The 17,985-nt window shown below is 70.2% G+C and carries 35 protein-coding genes and 1 pseudogene; 32 read left to right on the top strand and 4 right to left on the bottom strand.

Annotation, left to right across the window (positions count from 1 at the left end; all coding sequences use genetic code 11):
- The 15 genes and pseudogenes from PV350_RS04950 to PV350_RS04880 form a co-directional block, all read left to right on the top strand.
- A pseudogene (locus tag PV350_RS04950) lies at positions 1–297 on the top strand (hypothetical protein); the annotation flags it as partial.
- Positions 298–329: 32 nt separating this feature from the next.
- On the top strand, positions 330–764 hold the full coding sequence (locus tag PV350_RS04945) for a hypothetical protein (protein ID WP_500332981.1): 435 nt from the start codon (positions 330–332) through the stop codon (positions 762–764).
- Positions 761–1,096 (top strand): response regulator transcription factor, encoded by a 336-nt coding sequence (locus PV350_RS04940; protein ID WP_500332980.1) that lies wholly within the window; start codon positions 761–763, stop codon positions 1,094–1,096. Before PV350_RS04945 ends, PV350_RS04940 begins: the two co-directional genes overlap by 4 nt.
- Positions 1,093–1,308, top strand: coding sequence for a hypothetical protein (locus tag PV350_RS04935; RefSeq protein WP_500332979.1), 216 nt, complete (start codon positions 1,093–1,095; stop codon positions 1,306–1,308). The genes PV350_RS04940 and PV350_RS04935 overlap by 4 nt, the downstream gene beginning before the upstream one ends.
- Before the next feature lie 50 nt (positions 1,309–1,358).
- On the top strand, positions 1,359–1,799 hold the full coding sequence (locus PV350_RS04930; RefSeq protein WP_500332978.1) for a DUF4326 domain-containing protein: 441 nt from the start codon (positions 1,359–1,361) through the stop codon (positions 1,797–1,799).
- Entirely contained in the window at positions 1,796–2,035 is a 240-nt protein-coding gene (locus PV350_RS04925; protein WP_500332976.1) for a hypothetical protein, read from the top strand. The genes PV350_RS04930 and PV350_RS04925 overlap by 4 nt, the downstream gene beginning before the upstream one ends.
- Positions 2,032–2,331, top strand: a complete 300-nt coding sequence (locus PV350_RS04920) for a hypothetical protein (RefSeq protein WP_500332975.1) — start codon at positions 2,032–2,034, stop codon at positions 2,329–2,331. Before PV350_RS04925 ends, PV350_RS04920 begins: the two co-directional genes overlap by 4 nt.
- Positions 2,328–2,513, top strand: coding sequence for a hypothetical protein (locus tag PV350_RS04915; RefSeq protein ID WP_500332974.1), 186 nt, complete (start codon positions 2,328–2,330; stop codon positions 2,511–2,513). The genes PV350_RS04920 and PV350_RS04915 overlap by 4 nt, the downstream gene beginning before the upstream one ends.
- Positions 2,514–2,525: 12 nt before the next feature.
- Entirely contained in the window at positions 2,526–3,023 is a 498-nt protein-coding gene (locus PV350_RS04910) for a hypothetical protein (protein WP_500332973.1), read from the top strand.
- Positions 3,024–3,079: 56 nt separating this feature from the next.
- Entirely contained in the window at positions 3,080–3,427 is a 348-nt protein-coding gene (locus PV350_RS04905) for a hypothetical protein (RefSeq protein ID WP_500332972.1), read from the top strand.
- Complete coding sequence (locus tag PV350_RS04900) at positions 3,424–5,529, top strand: hypothetical protein (protein ID WP_500332970.1); 2,106 nt, start codon at positions 3,424–3,426, stop codon at positions 5,527–5,529. Before PV350_RS04905 ends, PV350_RS04900 begins: the two co-directional genes overlap by 4 nt.
- Before the next feature lie 103 nt (positions 5,530–5,632).
- A complete protein-coding gene (locus PV350_RS04895) occupies positions 5,633–5,959 on the top strand; it encodes a hypothetical protein (protein WP_500332969.1) in 327 nt (108 codons plus the stop codon).
- The gene (locus PV350_RS04890) at positions 5,956–6,309 is read left to right on the top strand and encodes a hypothetical protein (RefSeq protein ID WP_500332968.1); all 354 of its coding nucleotides are present in this window, start codon (positions 5,956–5,958) and stop codon (positions 6,307–6,309) included. The genes PV350_RS04895 and PV350_RS04890 overlap by 4 nt, the downstream gene beginning before the upstream one ends.
- Position 6,310: 1 nt before the next feature.
- On the top strand, positions 6,311–6,889 hold the full coding sequence (locus PV350_RS04885) for a WDGH domain-containing protein (RefSeq protein WP_500332967.1): 579 nt from the start codon (positions 6,311–6,313) through the stop codon (positions 6,887–6,889).
- A gap of 60 nt (positions 6,890–6,949) precedes the next feature.
- The gene (locus PV350_RS04880; protein WP_500332966.1) at positions 6,950–7,138 is read left to right on the top strand and encodes a hypothetical protein; all 189 of its coding nucleotides are present in this window, start codon (positions 6,950–6,952) and stop codon (positions 7,136–7,138) included.
- A gap of 60 nt (positions 7,139–7,198) precedes the next feature.
- Here PV350_RS04880 and PV350_RS04875 read toward each other — a convergent pair whose 3' ends face one another.
- A complete protein-coding gene (locus PV350_RS04875) occupies positions 7,199–7,471 on the bottom strand; it encodes a hypothetical protein (RefSeq protein ID WP_500332965.1) in 273 nt (90 codons plus the stop codon).
- Between the two features lie 215 nt (positions 7,472–7,686).
- Between PV350_RS04875 and PV350_RS04870 the strand changes: the two genes are divergently transcribed.
- From PV350_RS04870 to PV350_RS04815, 12 genes are all read left to right on the top strand, one after another.
- Complete coding sequence (locus PV350_RS04870; protein WP_500332963.1) at positions 7,687–7,935, top strand: hypothetical protein; 249 nt, start codon at positions 7,687–7,689, stop codon at positions 7,933–7,935.
- A gap of 35 nt (positions 7,936–7,970) precedes the next feature.
- Positions 7,971–8,126 carry a hypothetical protein gene (locus PV350_RS04865; RefSeq protein ID WP_500332962.1) on the top strand — a complete coding sequence of 52 codons (156 nt, stop codon included), beginning with the start codon at positions 7,971–7,973 and terminating at the stop codon, positions 8,124–8,126.
- 80 nt (positions 8,127–8,206) lie between these two features.
- Complete coding sequence (locus PV350_RS04860) at positions 8,207–8,431, top strand: hypothetical protein (RefSeq protein WP_500332961.1); 225 nt, start codon at positions 8,207–8,209, stop codon at positions 8,429–8,431.
- Positions 8,428–9,300 carry a protein transporter Sec31 gene (locus PV350_RS04855; protein ID WP_500332960.1) on the top strand — a complete coding sequence of 291 codons (873 nt, stop codon included), beginning with the start codon at positions 8,428–8,430 and terminating at the stop codon, positions 9,298–9,300. The genes PV350_RS04860 and PV350_RS04855 overlap by 4 nt, the downstream gene beginning before the upstream one ends.
- Positions 9,297–9,461 carry a hypothetical protein gene (locus PV350_RS04850; protein ID WP_500332959.1) on the top strand — a complete coding sequence of 55 codons (165 nt, stop codon included), beginning with the start codon at positions 9,297–9,299 and terminating at the stop codon, positions 9,459–9,461. The genes PV350_RS04855 and PV350_RS04850 overlap by 4 nt, the downstream gene beginning before the upstream one ends.
- On the top strand, positions 9,454–9,885 hold the full coding sequence (locus PV350_RS04845) for a hypothetical protein (protein WP_500332958.1): 432 nt from the start codon (positions 9,454–9,456) through the stop codon (positions 9,883–9,885). The genes PV350_RS04850 and PV350_RS04845 overlap by 8 nt, the downstream gene beginning before the upstream one ends.
- A complete protein-coding gene (locus PV350_RS04840) occupies positions 9,882–10,481 on the top strand; it encodes a hypothetical protein (RefSeq protein WP_500332957.1) in 600 nt (199 codons plus the stop codon). The genes PV350_RS04845 and PV350_RS04840 overlap by 4 nt, the downstream gene beginning before the upstream one ends.
- On the top strand, positions 10,478–11,230 hold the full coding sequence (locus tag PV350_RS04835; protein WP_500332956.1) for a hypothetical protein: 753 nt from the start codon (positions 10,478–10,480) through the stop codon (positions 11,228–11,230). Before PV350_RS04840 ends, PV350_RS04835 begins: the two co-directional genes overlap by 4 nt.
- Positions 11,231–12,008: 778 nt before the next feature.
- On the top strand, positions 12,009–12,266 hold the full coding sequence (locus PV350_RS04830; protein WP_500332955.1) for a hypothetical protein: 258 nt from the start codon (positions 12,009–12,011) through the stop codon (positions 12,264–12,266).
- 174 nt (positions 12,267–12,440) lie between these two features.
- The gene (locus PV350_RS04825; RefSeq protein WP_500332954.1) at positions 12,441–13,235 is read left to right on the top strand and encodes a TIGR04255 family protein; all 795 of its coding nucleotides are present in this window, start codon (positions 12,441–12,443) and stop codon (positions 13,233–13,235) included.
- Positions 13,232–13,777, top strand: a complete 546-nt coding sequence (locus PV350_RS04820) for a hypothetical protein (protein WP_500332953.1) — start codon at positions 13,232–13,234, stop codon at positions 13,775–13,777. The genes PV350_RS04825 and PV350_RS04820 overlap by 4 nt, the downstream gene beginning before the upstream one ends.
- A gap of 30 nt (positions 13,778–13,807) precedes the next feature.
- On the top strand, positions 13,808–14,257 hold the full coding sequence (locus PV350_RS04815; protein WP_500332952.1) for a hypothetical protein: 450 nt from the start codon (positions 13,808–13,810) through the stop codon (positions 14,255–14,257).
- Positions 14,258–14,308: 51 nt separating this feature from the next.
- Here PV350_RS04815 and PV350_RS04810 read toward each other — a convergent pair whose 3' ends face one another.
- From PV350_RS04810 to PV350_RS04800, 3 genes are read right to left on the bottom strand one after another with little or no spacing between them, the layout of a single operon-like run.
- On the bottom strand, positions 14,309–14,551 hold the full coding sequence (locus PV350_RS04810; RefSeq protein ID WP_500332950.1) for a hypothetical protein: 243 nt from the start codon (positions 14,549–14,551) through the stop codon (positions 14,309–14,311).
- On the bottom strand, positions 14,551–14,712 hold the full coding sequence (locus PV350_RS04805) for a hypothetical protein (RefSeq protein ID WP_500332949.1): 162 nt from the start codon (positions 14,710–14,712) through the stop codon (positions 14,551–14,553). The genes PV350_RS04810 and PV350_RS04805 overlap by 1 nt, the downstream gene beginning before the upstream one ends.
- Positions 14,709–14,921, bottom strand: a complete 213-nt coding sequence (locus PV350_RS04800) for a hypothetical protein (protein WP_500332948.1) — start codon at positions 14,919–14,921, stop codon at positions 14,709–14,711. Before PV350_RS04800 ends, PV350_RS04805 begins: the two co-directional genes overlap by 4 nt.
- 112 nt (positions 14,922–15,033) lie before the next feature.
- On the opposite strand from PV350_RS04800, the gene PV350_RS04795 reads away from it, so the two are divergent.
- The 5 genes from PV350_RS04795 (at position 15,034) to PV350_RS04775 (ending at position 17,984) form a co-directional block, all read left to right on the top strand.
- Positions 15,034–15,366: a DUF6011 domain-containing protein gene (locus PV350_RS04795; RefSeq protein WP_500332947.1), complete on the top strand. Its 333-nt coding sequence runs from the start codon at positions 15,034–15,036 to the stop codon at positions 15,364–15,366.
- 12 nt (positions 15,367–15,378) lie between these two features.
- Positions 15,379–15,792 (top strand): hypothetical protein, encoded by a 414-nt coding sequence (locus tag PV350_RS04790; protein WP_500332946.1) that lies wholly within the window; start codon positions 15,379–15,381, stop codon positions 15,790–15,792.
- Between the two features lie 81 nt (positions 15,793–15,873).
- The gene (locus PV350_RS04785) at positions 15,874–16,392 is read left to right on the top strand and encodes a hypothetical protein (protein ID WP_500332945.1); all 519 of its coding nucleotides are present in this window, start codon (positions 15,874–15,876) and stop codon (positions 16,390–16,392) included.
- Positions 16,389–17,789: a phage terminase large subunit gene (locus tag PV350_RS04780; protein ID WP_500332944.1), complete on the top strand. Its 1,401-nt coding sequence runs from the start codon at positions 16,389–16,391 to the stop codon at positions 17,787–17,789. Before PV350_RS04785 ends, PV350_RS04780 begins: the two co-directional genes overlap by 4 nt.
- Before the next feature lie 30 nt (positions 17,790–17,819).
- Complete coding sequence (locus PV350_RS04775) at positions 17,820–17,984, top strand: hypothetical protein (RefSeq protein WP_500332943.1); 165 nt, start codon at positions 17,820–17,822, stop codon at positions 17,982–17,984.
- The last annotated feature ends 1 nt before the right edge of the window (position 17,985 follow it).

Below are 17,985 nucleotides of genomic sequence, written 5' to 3'. Positions count from 1 at the left end.
GGCCTCGCCCGCACCTCCCGCCACACCCCCCTCATGATCGACGCCACCATCCGTGCCGAACTCGGACGCGGCATCACCCCCGACCGCCTCATCACCCGAGCCACCGACCGCTGGCACCTCCGCGGCTACGACGACGCCCAAACCGACGGCCGCATCCGCCGCCCCCTCGGCGTCGCCAACGCCCTCCTCCGCAACGACTGCACCAGCCCCCGCTGCGACGACGGCACCGACATCGACACCAGCCAGCCCTGCCGCACCTGCCAACGCGCCCGAGAAGACCACCGAGCCACCGCATGACCCACACCCACCTCCCTCGAGGAACGACCGCCATGCCCATCCGCCCCGAGAACCGCCACCGCTACCCCGACAACTGGCGAGAGATCAGTCTCCGCATCCGCACCATCCGAGCCGCCGGCCTCTGCGAATGCATGGGCGAATGCGGACGCGGCACCCACACCGGCCGCTGCCCCAACCGCCAAGGCCTCCTCGCCTACGGCACCGGCTCCACCGTCGTCCTCACCGTCGCGCACCTCGACCACACCCCCGAGAACTGCCACGACGACAACCTCCGCGCCATGTGTCAGGGCTGCCACCTTCACTACGACCGCGACCACCACGCCCAGACCCGATCCGCCACACGAGCAGCCGCACTCGCACAAGCCGGCCAGACCGCCATCGACCTTCAGGAGCACACGCCCATGAACCCCGCCGCCCATCGCCAGACCGAGACAACGACCCAGCCCAGCACGGAGGCACAGCGATGACCCACCCCACGCTGAGCAATGCCGAACTCCGCGTCCTCCGCGCCATGGCCAACGGCCTGTCCAACGGCCAGATCGCCCGTGAGCACTGCGTCACCGTCGACACCGTGAAGTCCCACGCGCGGCGGCTGTTCCGGAAGCTGCACGTGGAGCGGCGGATCGATGCGGTGCGGGTCGGCCGGCAGTTGGGTTTGGTGCTGGGTGGGTGTCCGATGTGTGGCCGGGAGGGCGGAGGCTCTGTGCGCCCGTCTGAGACGTTGGGCGGCGTGTCGATGTCCGTAGACATGTCCGAGGGGCCGAGCGGCTCTCAGGCGGCCGCTGGGGGCGTCTCGTGAACGGCCCTCGCTCCGACGTCCGCACCAGCCAGACGACCACGTGGCACATCGAGGTCGGCCACAGGGGTGGCTGGCACGCCACCAGCGTCGACTACGACGACCGCGACGAGGCCGTCGAGCGCCTGGCCGTCTGCCGCGACGCCGTTCCCAGCCAGCAGTTCCGCCTCGTCCGTCGCGAGCGGACCACCACCGAGACCGTCGAGGAGGCGTGATGGCGGCCAGAGGGCGTGGTCCGCGCTGTGGGAACAACCCGCGGTTCCAGATGTCCGAAGGCGACCGCGCGGAGGTGGAGAAGTTCCGCGCCTACCTCGCCGAGCGCAAGAGCCCCAAGCGCATCCAGCGCCGCCGAGTCAAGGGCTGGCGCAAGCCCGACAACTGCGTGGTCGTCAGCCGCCCGTCGCGCTTCGGCAACCCGTTCACGATCAAAGACGCCATCGCAGCCGAGATGACCGATCCACGGAGCGCGGTCACCCAGTTCTACAGCGAGTGGCTGCGCGTCGGCACCGAAGGCCACTGGTACCAGGAGACCTACCGGATCGGCCGCCAGGTCTTCGACCGCCGCCGGATCCTTGCCGACCTCCACCTGCTCCGCGGCAAGGACCTCGCCTGCACCTGCCCCCTGCCGGAGCCCGGCCAGCCCGATCACTGCCACGCCGCGGTGCTGCTGCAGCTGGCCAACCCGACCAAGGAGGCGCAGCGATGACGACCGAGCACACCCCACGCCCCGGCGCCCACTGGAACACCCAGATCACCTACGTCGAAGTCATCGACGACCAGGCCGACGACGCCGACAGCTGGGGCGAATTCACCAGCCGCCTCATCCGCGAGCAGATCACCACCGAGACACCCGGCCAGAACGAGCCCGCCCCGCTGCGCCTCAACCGCCGGCAGCGCCGCGACCTCGCCCGCGCCCTCCGCCGCAAAGGACGCACCCGATGAAGTACTCCGTCGTCCACACCAGCCCCGCCGAAGAGATCGCCGCCACCGCGACCACGCTCGACGAACTCACCGCCAGCCTCCGCGCAGCCCTCACGGAGCGCTTCGGCGAGCCCATCACCACCGCAGAGATCGGCGAGTACGGCGGCTTCCCCCTCGTCTCCGACGAGTCCCTGCCCCGCGGCGTGGTCCACTTCCGGCCGGCCGCCCGCCCGGTGATCCCGCTGCCGCTGCTCACCACCGTGTGCGAGCAGGACCACGGCGAGTCCCCGTTCGGCTGGACGGAGCCGACCCCATGAGCCAGGACACCGGCGTCCTCGTCGCCCTCATCTGCGCCGCGCCCGTCGTCCTCGGCTTCGCCACGTTCGCGGCCTGGATCGCCGTCTGCGAGCTGTACCGCCACTGGCGCGCCGTCGGCCCGTGGCTGCTGGTCGCCCTCGCCATCGCCGCGGTCATCGCGGCCGCCGCCTACATCGACTGAACGGACACCGCCATGACCGACGACCTTGACCAGCTCGCCGAACTCGCCGCCCAGGTTCTCGACGGCGACCAGCCCGCCTCCGACCTGCGCCCCGTCGTCGAAGCCGTCCTCGCCGAGGCAGCCGCCGAACGCTGGATCCAAAAGCAGCTCGACGAGACCGGCATCCGATCCATGGAGTTCCGCAACGGCGCCCACATGGACCTCGAACCCGCCCGCGAACTCGTCGCCCACTGGGTCGGTGCGGCCCGCGGACTGCTCGGCGACGCCCCCAACTACAGCGAGACCAAGCTGGAGTTCGACGTCAAGGTCGCCGAGTCGCCAGAGATGTACACCCTCGTCGTGCAGCGCCACGCCCCGGGAGCCCTGACCCCGCACGAGGCGCGGCAGGAGGCCGAGCGTCGCCTCGAAGCCGTGCGCGCCCTCCACCACCCGCGGACCGAACGCCGGGACTCCTGCTGTGTGCAGTGCGGGCTGGTCTACCCCTGCCCGACCGCCAAGGCCGCCGCCTGAGCCCGCCCGCGCCCGGCCGCCCCTGCGCGGCCGGGCCCTCAACCCCGGAGCACCACATGCCCAACCCCGCGCCCAACGAGACCCGCATCGCCCGCCACCTCGCCGCCGAAGACTGGCTCGAAGACCCAGGCGACGATGACTGGTGGAACAGCCGCCCCGAGAAGTTCCGCGCGGACTACATCGAGTCCGCCCGCGAGGTCATCGCCATGGTCCTCCCCAACGGCACCGCCCCCGCGTCCGCGGCCATCGACCTCCTCACCCGCACCGAGCACTACCTCTCCGCCCTCCACGGCAGCGTCGCCCGCCACGACCAGCTCGCCGCCAACCTCGCCTGCGCCGGCTGTGAACTCCGTGACCAGATCCGCCAGGCCCTGCCGGCCCTCACCGAGACGAGCACCACATGACCGACCAGACCGCCACCAGCTGCTCCTGCGCCTACGACCCGGCCGCCGAGGCACACCACCGCCCCTGGTGCCGCACCTTCGACCAGCCCGCCGAGCCCGACGGCCCCAAGTGCCAGCACTGCGGCGCCGACACCAGCAACGGCCGCTCCTGGGACGGCGGGGACAAGCACACCTGCCCCCGCTGCTCAGACTGGCGCGCCCAGGTGAACCGAGTCAGGGGGCGGCTCGAACTCGAGGTCGCCCGGCTGCGCGCCGGCGCTGACCCCACACCAGTCCCCGAGGCTGTCGCGCCCACCGACGCGCAGTGGCTGCACCGGCTGCTGGAGACACCGGCCGACGAGCGCCTGGAGGTGATCCGCCGCGTACTCGCAGATGCGTACCAGGGTGGCCAGTGCTTCTACAGCAACCACGGCGCGCTCGGTGATGAGCTGCGCGCGGCGCGGGAGGAGTTGTGGCAGCTGCGCGAGCGCCTCGCCGCCCGTTCCCACGTGTGGGTCAAGGGCCGCTGCCCGGCCTGCGGCGGCTCGCTCTTCCTCGGCGAGGGCGGGTACGTCACCTGCTCCCGCCTCGACTGCCCCGACCCGGACGCCCCGAACGAGGCCCTCGACCCTGCGATGCGCGCCAAGGCCGACCGGCTAGAGCCCGCCATCATCGAGCAGGAACGCCTCGCCGAGGAGCTGCGCATCACCCGCGGCATGCTCGACGACGACGGCAAGCGCACCGTCGACTCGATGCTCAGCCACGCAAAGTTCGTCACGGCGAAGGCCCACGAGGTGCGTTACGTCCTTGCCGAAGTCCTGGCCACGTTCAGCAAGGTGACCAGCACGGGGACCGGCGAGGCGCTGGGCTACCAGGGGGCGCCGATCCATCCGGACGACTTCGCGCGGTGGCTGATGATCGCCGACGGGCCGAGGACGGCACCGGATCAGCAGGACGCTGGGTTCTCGGACCCGAGTGAGTGCGGGCACGAGGCCGCATGGAGGGAGGTGCGTGCAGCCGAGGACAAGCTCCGTCGCGTGCGTGAAGTTGTCGCCGACATGCACGCCACCACCGGCGCCCGCCACTGGGCCGGCTGGCTCGACAGCGCCCTCGGCGACCAGCCCACCCCCGACCACGACCAGCCCACCTGGAAGGTCGGCGACCGTATCCGCGTCACCTACGAGGGGACCTGGCACCGCCTCGGCGACGGCGAGTACCTCATGGTCCGCGCGGGGGACGACCCGAACAATGTGTGGCACAACATCCTGCCCCGGCACTCCATCGTCGAGTTGATCGAGGCTGCGCCCGAGCCCGAGCCGCGGCCCTGCCAGTCCGGCCGGCACGTGATGCACCCGGCGGAGACGTGCGAGGACATCGACGGGCAGCAGGTTGCCGAGGTCCCGCTCGCGGAGAAGACGCTCACCGTCAAGGTCATGCACTACGCGGCTCCCGAACCGCCCCGACCCCCGGCCCTGTCCGCGGACCTGGAGCAGCAGCTGCGCGCCGCGTTCGAACGCGAGAAGCTCTGCAACTGCGCCCGCCCCTGGGTGCCGTGGCCGGGCGTGGCGGGCGGCTACCAGGTGCGCCACGCCTCAACCTGCCCCACGGCACTGGCGGCGGAGACCCACGAGGACGGGCCTCGCCAGCCCACCGGCCACGACGCCGTCGCGCACTTCTACGACAGCCTCAACGCAGTGCTACGCCAGGGCGCCGCGGACGCGATGGAGGCCATCGACAACTGGGGCGACAAGCCCGACCGGGTCGTCCACGTCGAGGGCATCCTGACAGCCGAAGAGTTCGAGGCCGTGCGCGCGGCCGGACCGCCGCCCGGAACGGTGATCACACGCGACGCCGTGCGTGAAGCGGTGGCCGCCTACTGGGGCCCGGCGAACGACGCCCCCGCCACCACGGGCAGCCTGTTCTGCACCGCCACCATCCAGGCCAACGCCCGCGGCGACATCGCCCGCTGCACCCGCGAGGCCGGCCACTACGACCCCACCGCCGACAGCCGCGACACCCCCAAGCGCGACACCTGGCACCACGGGACGTACGGCGCGGGCACGCCCGTCGACTGGGCCGACTGGGCCCGCCTGGCCAGACCGCACGCCGAGGCGCAGCGGTGACCACCGCCGCCATCCAACTGTTCACCGTCGCCGCCGTCGGCCTGGCCCTCCTCGCGGGGCTCGGCCGGTGGCGGCGGCGCCGACCCCCGAAGGAGAAATGACCATGGGATACCCCACCCAGGAGCAGCGCGAGCGCATGAAGGGCATCACGCCCGGCACGCCGCCCGGCGTCGAGCTCACCTACGAGCCCCTCACGATGACCCGCGAGCTCGGGCACCCGATCACCGTCGACACCGCCCCGGCACGCACGAAGATGGACCTCGGCCTGCTTATGAACGGCCGCGCCTACATCTACCTCCTCGGCGACGGCAGCCTGAACATCGCCGACCAGGTCGTCTACCGGATCACCGGCTACGACCCGGCGGACGGGGCGTTGCTCCTGGAGCTGGTCGCGGACCACCGGCCGGCGGATGCGCCGGGGTTCGCATGATCTGCCAGCCGTGCCGTGACGCGGCCGATCTCCGCGCCCCGGCCTCCGAGCACTGCGGAGGCGCGCCCGGCCCCGGCGCCCCATGCGACTGCCAGCACCGCACCGACCGCTACCGACCCGCGCCCGAGACGGACACCTGCCGCGTCATCGACGTCGACGGCGAACCCATCCGCCTCCATGGCTCGGGCGCGCTCACCGAGGAGGGCGTCGCCGCCGTAGGTGATGTCATCGCCGCTGCCCGCCGCCATCTCGAAACCCACCCACCCGTCGTGCCAGACGACGACGGCACCGAATCCGAGCTAACCCGCCGCATCCGCGCGCAGCAACGCGGCGTCATCACGGAGGCCTGACATGAAGCACTGGTCCGAACGACGCGAGCAGCTCTGCGCCTGGTTCACCGCGAACGGCGTCGACCCCCACGACATCCCGATCAACGGGGACTGCACCATCGTCGAGGAGAACGACCAGCGGACGATCCGCTACGAGGCGCACGTCCGCACCCCCGACGGCAAGCTCACCCTGAACGAACGCGGCACGGACGTGGCAACCGAAGTCCGCACCGCCCCGCTCATCGTCGAGCCGCCCGACTGGTGGCAGCCGTACGAGAAGCCCACCCGCGAGCAGCTGGCCGCCGAACGCGACGGCGCATACCGCGAGCGCGCCCACCTCATCGCGCTCCTCGCCGAGCTCACCCCGGGCGCCGTCATCACACCGGCTTCGGACGTCGACGAGGACGGCTGGCTGATCGTCTACCTGACGATCGGTGGCCACCAAGCGTCCTGGCACATCAGCCCGCGCGACGGCCACCTATTCGACAGTGTTGAGCTCGTCGAGCCGGACGACCCGCGAGCACGGTGGAACGGCCACACCACCGAGGAGAAGTACGAGCGGATCCGGGAGTACACGGCGCGCCTGGCCGTGGGGAACTGAGCGTCAGCCTCAGGCGTCATCTCAGACATCAACACCCCATCGCCACAAGGAGGACACGCCGTGTCCCTGCAGAACCACGTCGCCGCCAGCGCCGACCCCCGTAAGGCGACCCGAGCGGCCCTGCTGACTGCCATCACCGAAGGCGTCGACGAGGTCAAGAAGGAGGGCGGCACGCTCGACTACAAGCTGGACCGCCTGAAGACCCTCGCCGAGACGTACGCCCTGGTCGTGCACGGCAGCAGCGACTGACCCCAAACACGCAGAGGCCCTGCCAGCCTGGGACTGGCAGGGCCTCACGCATGCCCGGGGCTACTCCTCGGGCGCCACACCCCTCGTGCTCCGCCCACGCTCGCCAGCCTCGATCTGCTGCACCCGCGCCACCGAGATCCCCAACGCCGCAGCGATCTTCCGATAGCTGACCTTCTCCGCGCGCAGCCCCACCACCGCGTCCTGCCGGATCTTCCTCAACTCCGCCTGCTGCTCGGGCAGCCCGGACAGCAGGACGCCAGCACCCCGCGCCTTCGCGATCAGATCGTCGGCGGCCGCGAGACCCTCCACGGTCACTTTCACCGCATCCAGCACGGACCGGGCCTCCTGTTCTCCGCCGTCATTGCCAGGCAAAAGCCGCTCCCTTCCGGGGATGGGGGGCTCACCTGCTGGACGAGCGTACAGGGACCCTGTACGGTCGTCCATGAGGAGGCGCCCCGCCTCTCAACGCAAGCGGCCCCGGCCGGAGTTCGCAGCTCCACTGGCCGGGGCCAGACCTCCGCAGCCCGCGAAGACACACGGAGATCCACGTGAAGGGTACCGACAGCACCACCAGCCAGCCCAGTACCGAGCACCGCGACGACGTGCCCGCCCTGCCTAAGCTTCCGCGACCCGGCGAGCCCACCAGCGTTCAGCAGCTGCTCGCCGACGCCGCCGCCGACTACACCCACGCGCAGCACCCCGACACCAAGCTGGCCGCGCACATCCAGGGCATCCACGCCCGCGCCCACGCGGTTGAGAGTGCCGCGCTCGCCGTGCAGATCCGTAAGGCCGGCTGATGCTCGGCTGGCTACGAGGCGGCAACGACCGCGACATGGCCGCGACCAGATACGCCGGCCGCGAGTCCGCCACCGACCGCAAGGCCCGCAAGGAGCAGCAGCGCTCCGAACGCCGACGCCACACCCACCACCGCACCGGCGCAACCGCCGCCGACCGCGACGGCTGGACCTGGACCGACCGCCAGCGATAACCCCCCTGAACGGCCGCGCCCACCGCCATTCCCCGTCTCCCCCACGGGGCGGTGGGCGCGGTCACGACCCGGAGCACCCGATGCCCACACGCACCGCCCTGATCCTCCTCGCCGCGACCGCCTGCGCCATGACCACCACCGCGCTCCTGGTGCTCCTCATCGCACCCGACATGGCGCTCCTCGCCGCAGTCGTCGTGTACCTCGCGGCCGGCCGGATCAGCCGCCGCGTCTGGGGCATCGGCCTCGCCGTCGCAGCCGCCGCCATCTGGTACGCCGCCACTCGCAAGAACGGAGACCCCCGGTGAAGACCCGCCCCGTCCTCCGCAAGCGCCTCGTCCCCCACACCGTCGACGGCCGCGAAGAGCTCGTCCTCGACGAGTACTGGGAGCAGGTACCCGTCCCCCCGCGCGACTGGGACGGCATCGTCCTCACCGCCGTCACCGCCATCGCCGCGCTGCTCCTGGCCGTCGCCGTCGTCTGGTCCACCGCCAGCATCGGCGACCTCCTCGCCCGCGTCACCGTCACCGCCGCTGCTTATGCCGCAGCTGTCGCCTTCGACCTCGCATGGATCGTGTGCATGGCCGTCGAATGGCACGCCCGCTACGACCCCGCCGGAGCCCGCCGCCCCCGCATCGCCGGGCGCTTCGCGCTGCTGATCGCCATGGCCGCGGTCGGCGCACACGGCTGGCTCGCCGGACAGGCCGCGATCGGCATCATCGGCGCCACGGTGTCCGGCATCGTCAAGGAGCTGTGGTCCGTCGTCCTCGGCCGGCACGCCAAGCCCCTCGACCCGAAGACCCAGCAGTGGGTGGACATCCAGCGCGCGAAGGCCGGCGGCGAGTTGGCGATGATTCCGGTCCGCCGGGAGTTGCAGCGGGCGCAGGGCGCTGTCGCCGCCGAGGCCGCAGCCCTCGGAGCCGTGAATCCGGATCGGGTTCCGGACGCGGATCCGGCCGATCCGGAGACGGATCCGCACGGATCCCCGGATCCGGATGCCGACGTCGTGCCCTTGGCCTCCGGTCCGATGACCGTGCTGGAGGCAGTCCGGACCGCCACGGATGCGGGGATCCACGAGCCGGACCGGGTCCTGCGCTACGTCCAGAAGGTCGCCAACGCGAACGCCCGACAGGAGACCGTCGACCGGTACTTGCGGGGCCTGCGGAGGAGCGGATGACCGCCCTCGGCCTCTTCTTCACCGGCGTGATCGTGTTCGCAGTCGCAGTCTTCGGCGGCCAGCGCCCGGCCCCGTTCATGGCCGGGTTCGGCCTGGGCCTGTGCGGCCTGGCGTACGTGCTGGTCGTCGTCCAGTTGATCGGCTGGGGGATCAGTGGCTGACGTCGACTGGTGGCGCCTCCCTCCACCCCCGCCGATCGAGCAGCCGGCGCCGCTCACCCCGCCCGAGCCCGTCTATCCGTACGCCACGTTCCCCCCGGATCCGGAGCCGGAGGCCGACAGCGACCCGTGGTGGCACAGGCTGCGCCCCGTCTACAACGGCACCGCCCTCGTCGCCGCCCTCCCCATGGGGGAGTGGTGGGCCGGCGCCCTCACCGACTGCGCCCACGACCAAGGCCCCGCCGGGGCGTGGGTCCTGGCCGCGGTCATGCTCGCCACCACCGCCGCGGGCGCGCACGGCTACAGGCACCACACCGTGCGCCGCTGGATCACCCGCGTCCTGCTGTTCGCCGCCGTCCTCGGCCCCGTCCTGGCGCTGCCCGTGGTCCGCGCCACCGTCTACCTGATCACCGGAGTCGCCCCGTGAACACCCTCGCCGCGCCCCTCCTGCAAGGCACCACAGCCATCACCGGCGGCGGCCTCGCCATCGGCGTCTTCCTCGTCGTCCGCGAGCTCTACCTGTGGTTCCGCACCGGAGGCGGAGGCGGAGCAGCACCCGGCGGCAAGGGCAAGGGCGGGCCGCCCGGCGGAGGAGGAGGCCGCAACCCCAAAGCCCTCATCCCGTTCGGCGCGGGCCTGGCGTTCGGGACCCTCATGGTCGCGTGCCCGGCCGGCCTCCTCGGCAAGCTCGCCGGGCTGCTCCGGGGGATCGGTAACGGCATCGGCGACGGCGTCACCCGCGCCGCGACCGGCCACTCCACCGCGACCGTTGCAAACGGGTCCGCGCCCGGCCTCGACGGCAACGGAGCGATCGTCGTGGTCGTGGCGATGCTGCTGGTCATCGTCGCGTGGAAGCGCCTGGCCAAGACGCTGAAGGGCAAGTTCGGTTCGGGCGTGTGGTGCGGCACCCTCCTCGGCATCTCCAGCGGCCTGTTCGCGTTCCTCGGCCAGCTGGTGGTGCCCACCGCCAACGACCTCGGCGCGCAACTGCTGGGCACCGTCGCGAGCGGTGCCTGGACGTGAGCGCGGCCCCGACGACGATGGAGTGGATCCGGACCGCGGTCCGCCGGATCGGCGACGGATCCGTGATCCTCGCCGTGCGCATCGCCCGCTTGGGCGCGAAGTCCGGTCGCGCCCGGGCTGCCGGCATTCGGGGGTGGCTGGGGGAGAGCAGCGGCCTGGTCGACACCGCGCTGCGATGGGGCCTCCTCTACGCGGCCGCGCGGGTGCTGCTCCACGTTGCCCCCGGCCCGCTGCACTTGCTGCTCTCGACGTGGCAGTCGATCCCCAGCGCGATGTGGTGGACCTGCGTGGTGTGGGCAGTCCTGGCCTACCGGGCCAGCGGCAAGCCGAAGGAGCAGCCCGAGGGGAAGACCGGCGAGGACGACCATCCCGGCCCCGACGAGGTGCTCCGCGTACTGCACCAACTCATGGCCGACGGCCGCGGCCTGCACGTCGCTGCGGTCCGTGACCACCTTGCCCGGGCGTTCCCGTCGCGCGAGTGGAGTCAGGCCGACGTGCGCCAGGTGCTGGCCGACGCGGGCATCCGCGTGCGGCACTCGGTGAAGGTGCGAGGCGTGGGCGTGGCGGTGGGGGTGCATCGGGACGACCTGCCGCCGCTCCCCTCCCCCGCTACTGAGGAGGCTGGTAGCGGGGTAGCGCCGCAGGTCACGGCCGCTACCGCTACCGCTACCCCAGCAGTTGAGGACATCGGGGGAGGGGCTGGGTTCATTGTGAAGCCGGCCGACGACCGGCGCCAGGAGGTGGCGTAGCGATGATCGCTCGCATCTGTGCCGTCCTCGGCTTGGACTACTGCGCCGTCTGCGGGTGGTGGGTGAACTGCCCACACCAGTAGTGACCATGCACCACATCGCGTGGGTTTCAGATAGTTCGATACGCCATCAGTCGGTACGCGGAAGGATGCCCACCATGAACGAGGACCGGTCCGACAACCTGTGCGACCACTGCCACGGCCCGGACGCTGATGGGCCAATGGGGCTGGAGCACTGCGCGTGCGCGGCCGGCCTGGGCGCGGCGCCGGAGGACTGCGAGTGTCGGCCGCCGTCGAGGCGTTGACCCTGGCACACTCGAAGCGAGGCCCCACCGCGTCCCCCCGTCGCGGTGGGGCCTCGTCGTGCCACACTGGGGCTGCGCGACCAACGCACCATGCCCCTGGCCTGGAAAGGTCTGCCGGGATCAGGCCGGGACCAGGCAACTGGACCCTCAACTCGCGGGTAGTGGCCCCCGGAGACGACGACGCCCCCTCGCTTCGGCAAGGGGGCGTTGCGCTGCCCCGGGCATGGGCCAGCCCCCGCCGAGGTGGCGCCAAAGCGGGGGCTGCGGGAGGGGCCGACGGCCACTTGGGATGGGGAGCCGGCCTGCCCACCAGCACCGTAGATCGCCGTCCGTCGCCCTGGCCACCCCTGTGCGTGGATCTCCTTCGGGCGCGGGGTGCCACCGAGCGTGTCACTGTTCAATCACGACCCTGCACAGGTCCCACACAACGGCGCATCATGGCGGTCACCGCACCAACGACCCGGGGGACCCGCGATGCCCGAGCCCACCTACAGCGACATACAGCGCGCCGTCAGCCGCGAGAAGCGCCAGATCTGGGCCGCGTGGCTGTCCGGCGGCGTCATCTGGTTGATCATCACGAACGCGACGAAGAACGTCGCCGTGGTCAGCGTCATCACCCAGGTCTTGCTCGTGGTGCTCGGTATCGCCTCCACCTACATCACCATCAAGATGACCCGGGCGCTGAACCGGAAGGCCGACGCGGCGCGCCGGCAGGTGCTCGGCGACGGCTAACGGGAACGACACGACACAAGCGCGCGTTCCGGGTATACGCAGTCTTCCGCCCGCCCAGGGGTCCCTCGTACGCTGGGCCCCATACGCGGCCACACCGACCACATCGGGAGGAGCCGTCCGCTGATGGGTATGGTTCGTTACGTGGGAGCAGACCCAGACCCTCAGGAGATCGCAGTGAGCGAGCTGCCAGACTTTGAACGGCCACCCGTGATCGAGGTGGCCTGCGGAGTGCAGTTCCGTGCGGTTCAGGGCCTTCGAGGCGTGGCACTCGCACCGCTGTACAACCAGTGGCGAGAGCAGTTCCCCACCGTTCAGGAGCAGCCTCCGCTGCCCCCGGTCGTCGAGCCCAACGCGGCAGGTGGCCCCGCGATCCAGCTGTTCTTCGGGAACGGGCAGGACGTGCGCCTCTGGTTCATCGACCCATCCGGCCACGACCTGGTGCAGCTGCAGCAGGACCGCCTGATCGTGAACTGGCGTGAGGGTGAGCCGCGGGGTGAATACCCGCGCTTCGCCAGCGTGCGCAAGAACCTGGCCGACCGGCTGGCTGACCTCTCCGACTTCTTGGACCGCGACGGCCTTGGGAAGCTAGAGATCACGCACGCCGAGGTGAGCTACATCAACGCCATAGAAGCGACGGGCGGGTCTCTCGGCACGCTCGACGGCGTAGTGCGCGGCTGGCCCACATTCCCGGGCCATCACCTGGGGCAGCCAGTGGGAGCCAGGGCCGCATTCGACTTCCCCGTTCCGGGCCTCGGCCCTGCCGGGCATCTGGCGGTAGCCCTGGGGCCAGGCGGCCGGCTCAACGGCGAAGTAGCAGTCTTCATGACCATGACGGCCCAAGGCCGAACCGACGGTACGTCCATCGACGCGGCGCTCGCCTTCATCGACGACGCCCATGAGCATGTGGTTCGCAGCTTTGCAGAGCTCACGACCGAAGCGCAGCACGCACAGTGGGGGAGGCGTTCATGACGCTTTTGGATGACCGGCCAGTGACCGGCCTGACGACGCCGTATCCGTGCGACGCGTCATTCGATTGGCCTACCGGGCTGAGCGCTATGTCCACTGAGGTGCCGGTGCCAGTGGCACAGGAGCGGGCGGTCACGTTCTCCTCTGGCGGCCGCATGGCGCTGCCGGCCTACGTGCGCGACATCGAGGAAAAGATCAACCAGCTGCTGGCTCTGCAAGATGGCTGGAACCATCGCGGAGCCAAAGCAGTCAGAGATGAAGCTGTCTGGCCGACGATTCAGGTACTGCTCGCGGTGATGAACTGGCAGAGCTTGCCGGTCCAGCTCTTTCCGCTTCCGAGCGGGGGCATCCAGGCGGAGTGGCACGCGGCCGGCAACTCCATCGAGATCGAGATCGACGCCGACGGTGAGCCGTTCGTGAGCGCTGAGAGCAGCGACGGCAGGATGATCGCTGAGGGGGAGCTGGACCCTAGGTCGATGAAGGGCCTGATGAAGGACACGCGCAGGTTCCTGGCTCACATGTCACGCTTGGCTGCCAATCGCTAAGCATGGGAAACAACGAGGGGGGATGGGACCGTGGCGGGCGAAGACGACCCGACGATCCCGGATGAGGAGCTCGTCCTGCGCTGGGTGCCGGCCTTCAATCCCAGTCTGATGGTCAGGGACTCGGACACCGGGGAGGTAATCGGCCCCAGTAGCGCGGCTTTCAGCCCGGATACGGATGGTACGTCCGTGTACCTGGACTCCGTGGTGCAGGAAGAGGGTCTTGACCCAGCGGATGTAACCCACGCTGAAACGGACTCCGTCTGGACGCTGCCAGTCGATCAAGTGCGTGGGCTGGATCTTGGTGTGCGCCGTGACCCATGGCCGCGTGATGTTGGGGATCCGGATCACCCGCGTTATGCGGCCCATGCCCTGATCACGGGTCTGTTGGAGATGTCCAAGAAGCAGCGCATCAGGGCGCAGAAGGGGTTGGCGCGGTCGGCCTCCCTCAAGTGCGTGTTCATGCCGTCTGACCCGAACTGACGGTCTATCCACGTCGCCTCGGCGTACCGGGCTTCCAGGAACGCCACCAGGTCATCGCTCACGATCAGTCTCCTTCCGGCCGGCCGCCGGCGGCGTGATGGCAACGGTCCCCGTCCAGCCGTCGTCGGCCAGGCCCTCCAGCCCGTCCATGACCGCGTCGATGCGGGCCCGGTCATCGCGGCTGAGGTGGGCGAGACGGCGGTCCAGCATGGCGCAGACGAGCCGGTGGCCGACGTCCTGTTCGGGCTGGGGGTGGCCGCAGTCGCAGGCGACGGAGCGGTCCAGGTTCGGCATCAGGTCGGCCTGGAGAAGTAGGCGATCCAGCCGACTACGACAGCGCCCAGCACCCAGAGCCCCACGTCGGCCCATGCGCCGCCGACGTAGAACATGTAGGCGGGCACCGCGACGCTGACGATCACCCAGAAGAACGTGTGCTCTTCAGGGATGCCGCTCATCTGCCCTGCTCCTGGCTGCTCTTCACCAGGCGCCGGACATACTCGCGGGTCCAGCCGGTGATGCGGACGACGGAGGCCTGCGCACCGCGCTCGGTGGTGCCCTGTAGGTAAGCGACGGCCTCGGTCTGCAGGTCGGTGCGGGCGGCGTCGAGGGCGGCTTCGGCGTCGCGGTAGCGCTGGGCTGCGAGTTCGAGCTTGGCGGTGTCCATAGGGAGGAGTCTCCCACAAGATTGGCCAATCGAGTAGGCCAAGTGCCTTGACTAAGCCTACTGGGTAGGCCAACATTGGTCACGTAAGGGAGCGCCGCACCAGGGGGACCCAATGGCCAGCACCATCGACCACACCAACTGCCTCCGCTGCGGCCGCACCCTCACCAGCGCCAAGAGCCGCGCCACCGGCTACGGCCCCACCTGCGCCGCCAAGATCCGCCACGCCAACGCCGGAACCGACTTCAAGCCCCACCAGATCGCCTCCGCCCGCGAACTCATCGCCGACGGTGCGATCATCCCCCTCCGCAGTGTCGTCTTCCTGACCGTCTCCACCGACGGCACCGAGACCTATAAGACCGCCCCCACCGGCTGCACCTGCCCCGCCGGCCTGAAGGGCTCCCGCTGCTACCACCAGCTGGCCGCACGCCTGCTGCTCGCCGCCTGAGAAGGAGCGCACGTGATCCACACCGACCGTCTCGACCACATCACCGCCCACGGCATGGGCCGTCTGCCCCGCAAGATCCGTCTCACCGACGACACGGTCATCTCCGTCCACGCCGGACCCGGCGCTTACTCCACCCCGCGCCCCATGAGCCACGGCCTCGGCAACGCCCCCGAGGACTACGCCGGCCCGTACACGCACCTGGAGGTGTACCTGATGGAGCCGGGCACCGCCCCGGACACCTGGGCGGAGTTCACCGCCGACGGCGAGGCGCCGGCCGAGCGCCGCCTGTACGGCTACGTGCCGCAGGAGCTGGTGTACGGCCTGGTCGTCGCGCACGGCGGCGAGCACATCCAGCAGGACACCGGCGACGACTTGATGAAGGCACTGACGGAGGGCATGGTCGACGACGTCCTCCGAGGCAAGTAGCCCGCGCCACGCACGACTGAGGGCCCGCCCCGACCGCCCGGGGCGGGCCCTCCACCTTGCCATCGCCATTACCATCACACCATGACTACCGGTAACGAAGCCAGCGACAGCGGCCAGGTCCGCGACGGCAGAGGCCAGTTCCGGCGCACCACCGAGACCGCCGAACGCGAAGCCAAAGCCTGCGAGCTGTACAACCGCGGCTACACCTACCGCCGCATCGCCAAAGAACTCGGCTGCGACCTGCGCACCGCCTACGACGACGTTCAGAACGCGATGCGCGCGATCATCGAAGAGCCCGCCAAAGAGGCCCGCGACAAGCTGCGCTCCCGCCTGGAGTACCTGTACGAGCGGGCCGCCGAGGTCGCCGACCGCCAGCATGTGACCGTCTCCCACGGCAAGGTCATCACCGTCAAGGACCCGGACACGCAGCAGGAAGTGCCACTCGTCGACGACGCCCCCGTGCTCCAGGCGGTCGACCGCATGGTCCGCATCACCGAGCGCCTCGCCCAGCTTGACGGCCTCAACGCCCCGCAGCAGGTCACCCTTGGCGGAGAGGTCAAGTACTCCGTCGTCGGCGTGGACGTGGAGCAGCTGAAGTGACAGCGGTGGTCGAGCACGTCTACGAGCCGCGCGGGGCGGCGAGGGCGCTGTTCGACTGCCGTGAACCGGAGGTGCTGCTGTCCGGTCCGGCCGGCACGGGCAAGTCGCGGGCGTGCCTGGAGAAGCTGCACACGATGGCCCTGGTGAACGGCGGGATGCGCGGGCTGATCGTGCGGAAGACCCGCGAGTCGCTGGGGTCGACGGCGCTGGTGACGTGGCGGGAGCACGTCGCGAAGGAGGCGCTGGCGACCGGGTTGGTGCAGTTCTACGGGGGTTCGGCCGAGGAGCCGCCGCAGTACCGGTACACCAACGGCAGCCGGATCATGATCGGTGGGATGGACAAGCCCACGAAGATCATGTCTTCGGAGTACGACGTGGTCTACGTGCAGGAAGCCATCGAGCTGACGACCACCGACTGGGAGAACATCACCACCCGCCTCCGCAACGGCAAGGTCTCCTTCCAGCAGCTCATGGCCGACTGCAACCCCGACATCCCCACCCACTGGCTCAAGCAGCGCTGCAACAAGGGCGCCACGACCATGCTGCACTGCCGACACGAGGACAACCCGCGCCTGTTCGCCCCGGACGGCGCCCTCACCATGGAAGGCCGGGCGTACATCGGCACCCTCGACCGGCTCACCGGCGTCCGCAAACAGCGCCTGCGCCACGGCCAGTGGGTTGCCGCAGAAGGCCTGATCTACGAAGGCTGGGACGAGTCCAAGCACCTGCTCGACCGCTTCGACATCCCTGACTCCTGGACCCGCTGGTGGAGCGTGGACTTCGGGTACACCAACCCCTTCGTCCTGCAGTGCTGGGCCGAGGACCCCGACGGACGGCTGTACCTGTACCGGGAGATCTACTGCACCAAGCGCCTCGTCGAGGACCACGCCAAGAACATCTTGCGCGAGGTCCGGCGCTGCGCCGGGTGCTGCAAGTCCAAGGCCCGTGGCCACGACTGCCATGACTGTGAGGCGTGCCGCCTGGAGTGGACCGAGCCGAAGCCGCGGGCGATCATCTGCGACCACGATGCCGAGGACCGGGCGACGCTGGAGAAGCACCTGGGCATGTCGACCGTGGCAGCGAAGAAGTCGGTGTCCGACGGCTTGCAGGCCGGGCAGACCCGGCTCAAGCCCGCAGGCGACGGCAAGCCCCGCCTGTACATTCTGCGGGACTCGCTGGTGGAGAAGGACAAGGCGCTGGAGGCAGCGAAACGCCCCACCTGCACGGTGGAGGAGATCGTCGGCTACGTGTGGGACCGGGGCACGGCGAAGGCACAGGCAGACGAGAAGCCGCCGAAGGAAGCGCCCGTCAAGGAGAACGACCACGGCATGGACACGATGCGCTATGTGGTCGCGGAGCGGGATCTGGGTGGCCGGCCGCGGCTGCGCTGGGTGTAACGGACGGAAGGATTTACGACGATGCGACGCATGACCCTCCCCAGGGTGAAAAATCTTCGGTCACCACTCGTCTTGACAGGAGGATTTACACTGATCTCGATTGGGCTGGGCATGCGCGTTGGCCTATGGCTCGGTCTGGTTGTGGCCGGCGTCCTCGCCGTCGTCCTCGACTGGCACCTCGCCAAGGGCGACTGAC

The organism is Streptomyces sp. PA03-6a, from assembly GCF_033792765.1.
Classification (GTDB): Bacteria; Actinomycetota; Actinomycetes; order Streptomycetales; family Streptomycetaceae; genus Actinacidiphila.
Note: the sequence above shows the minus strand (reverse complement) of the source record. Positions and strands in the feature narration are given on the sequence as shown.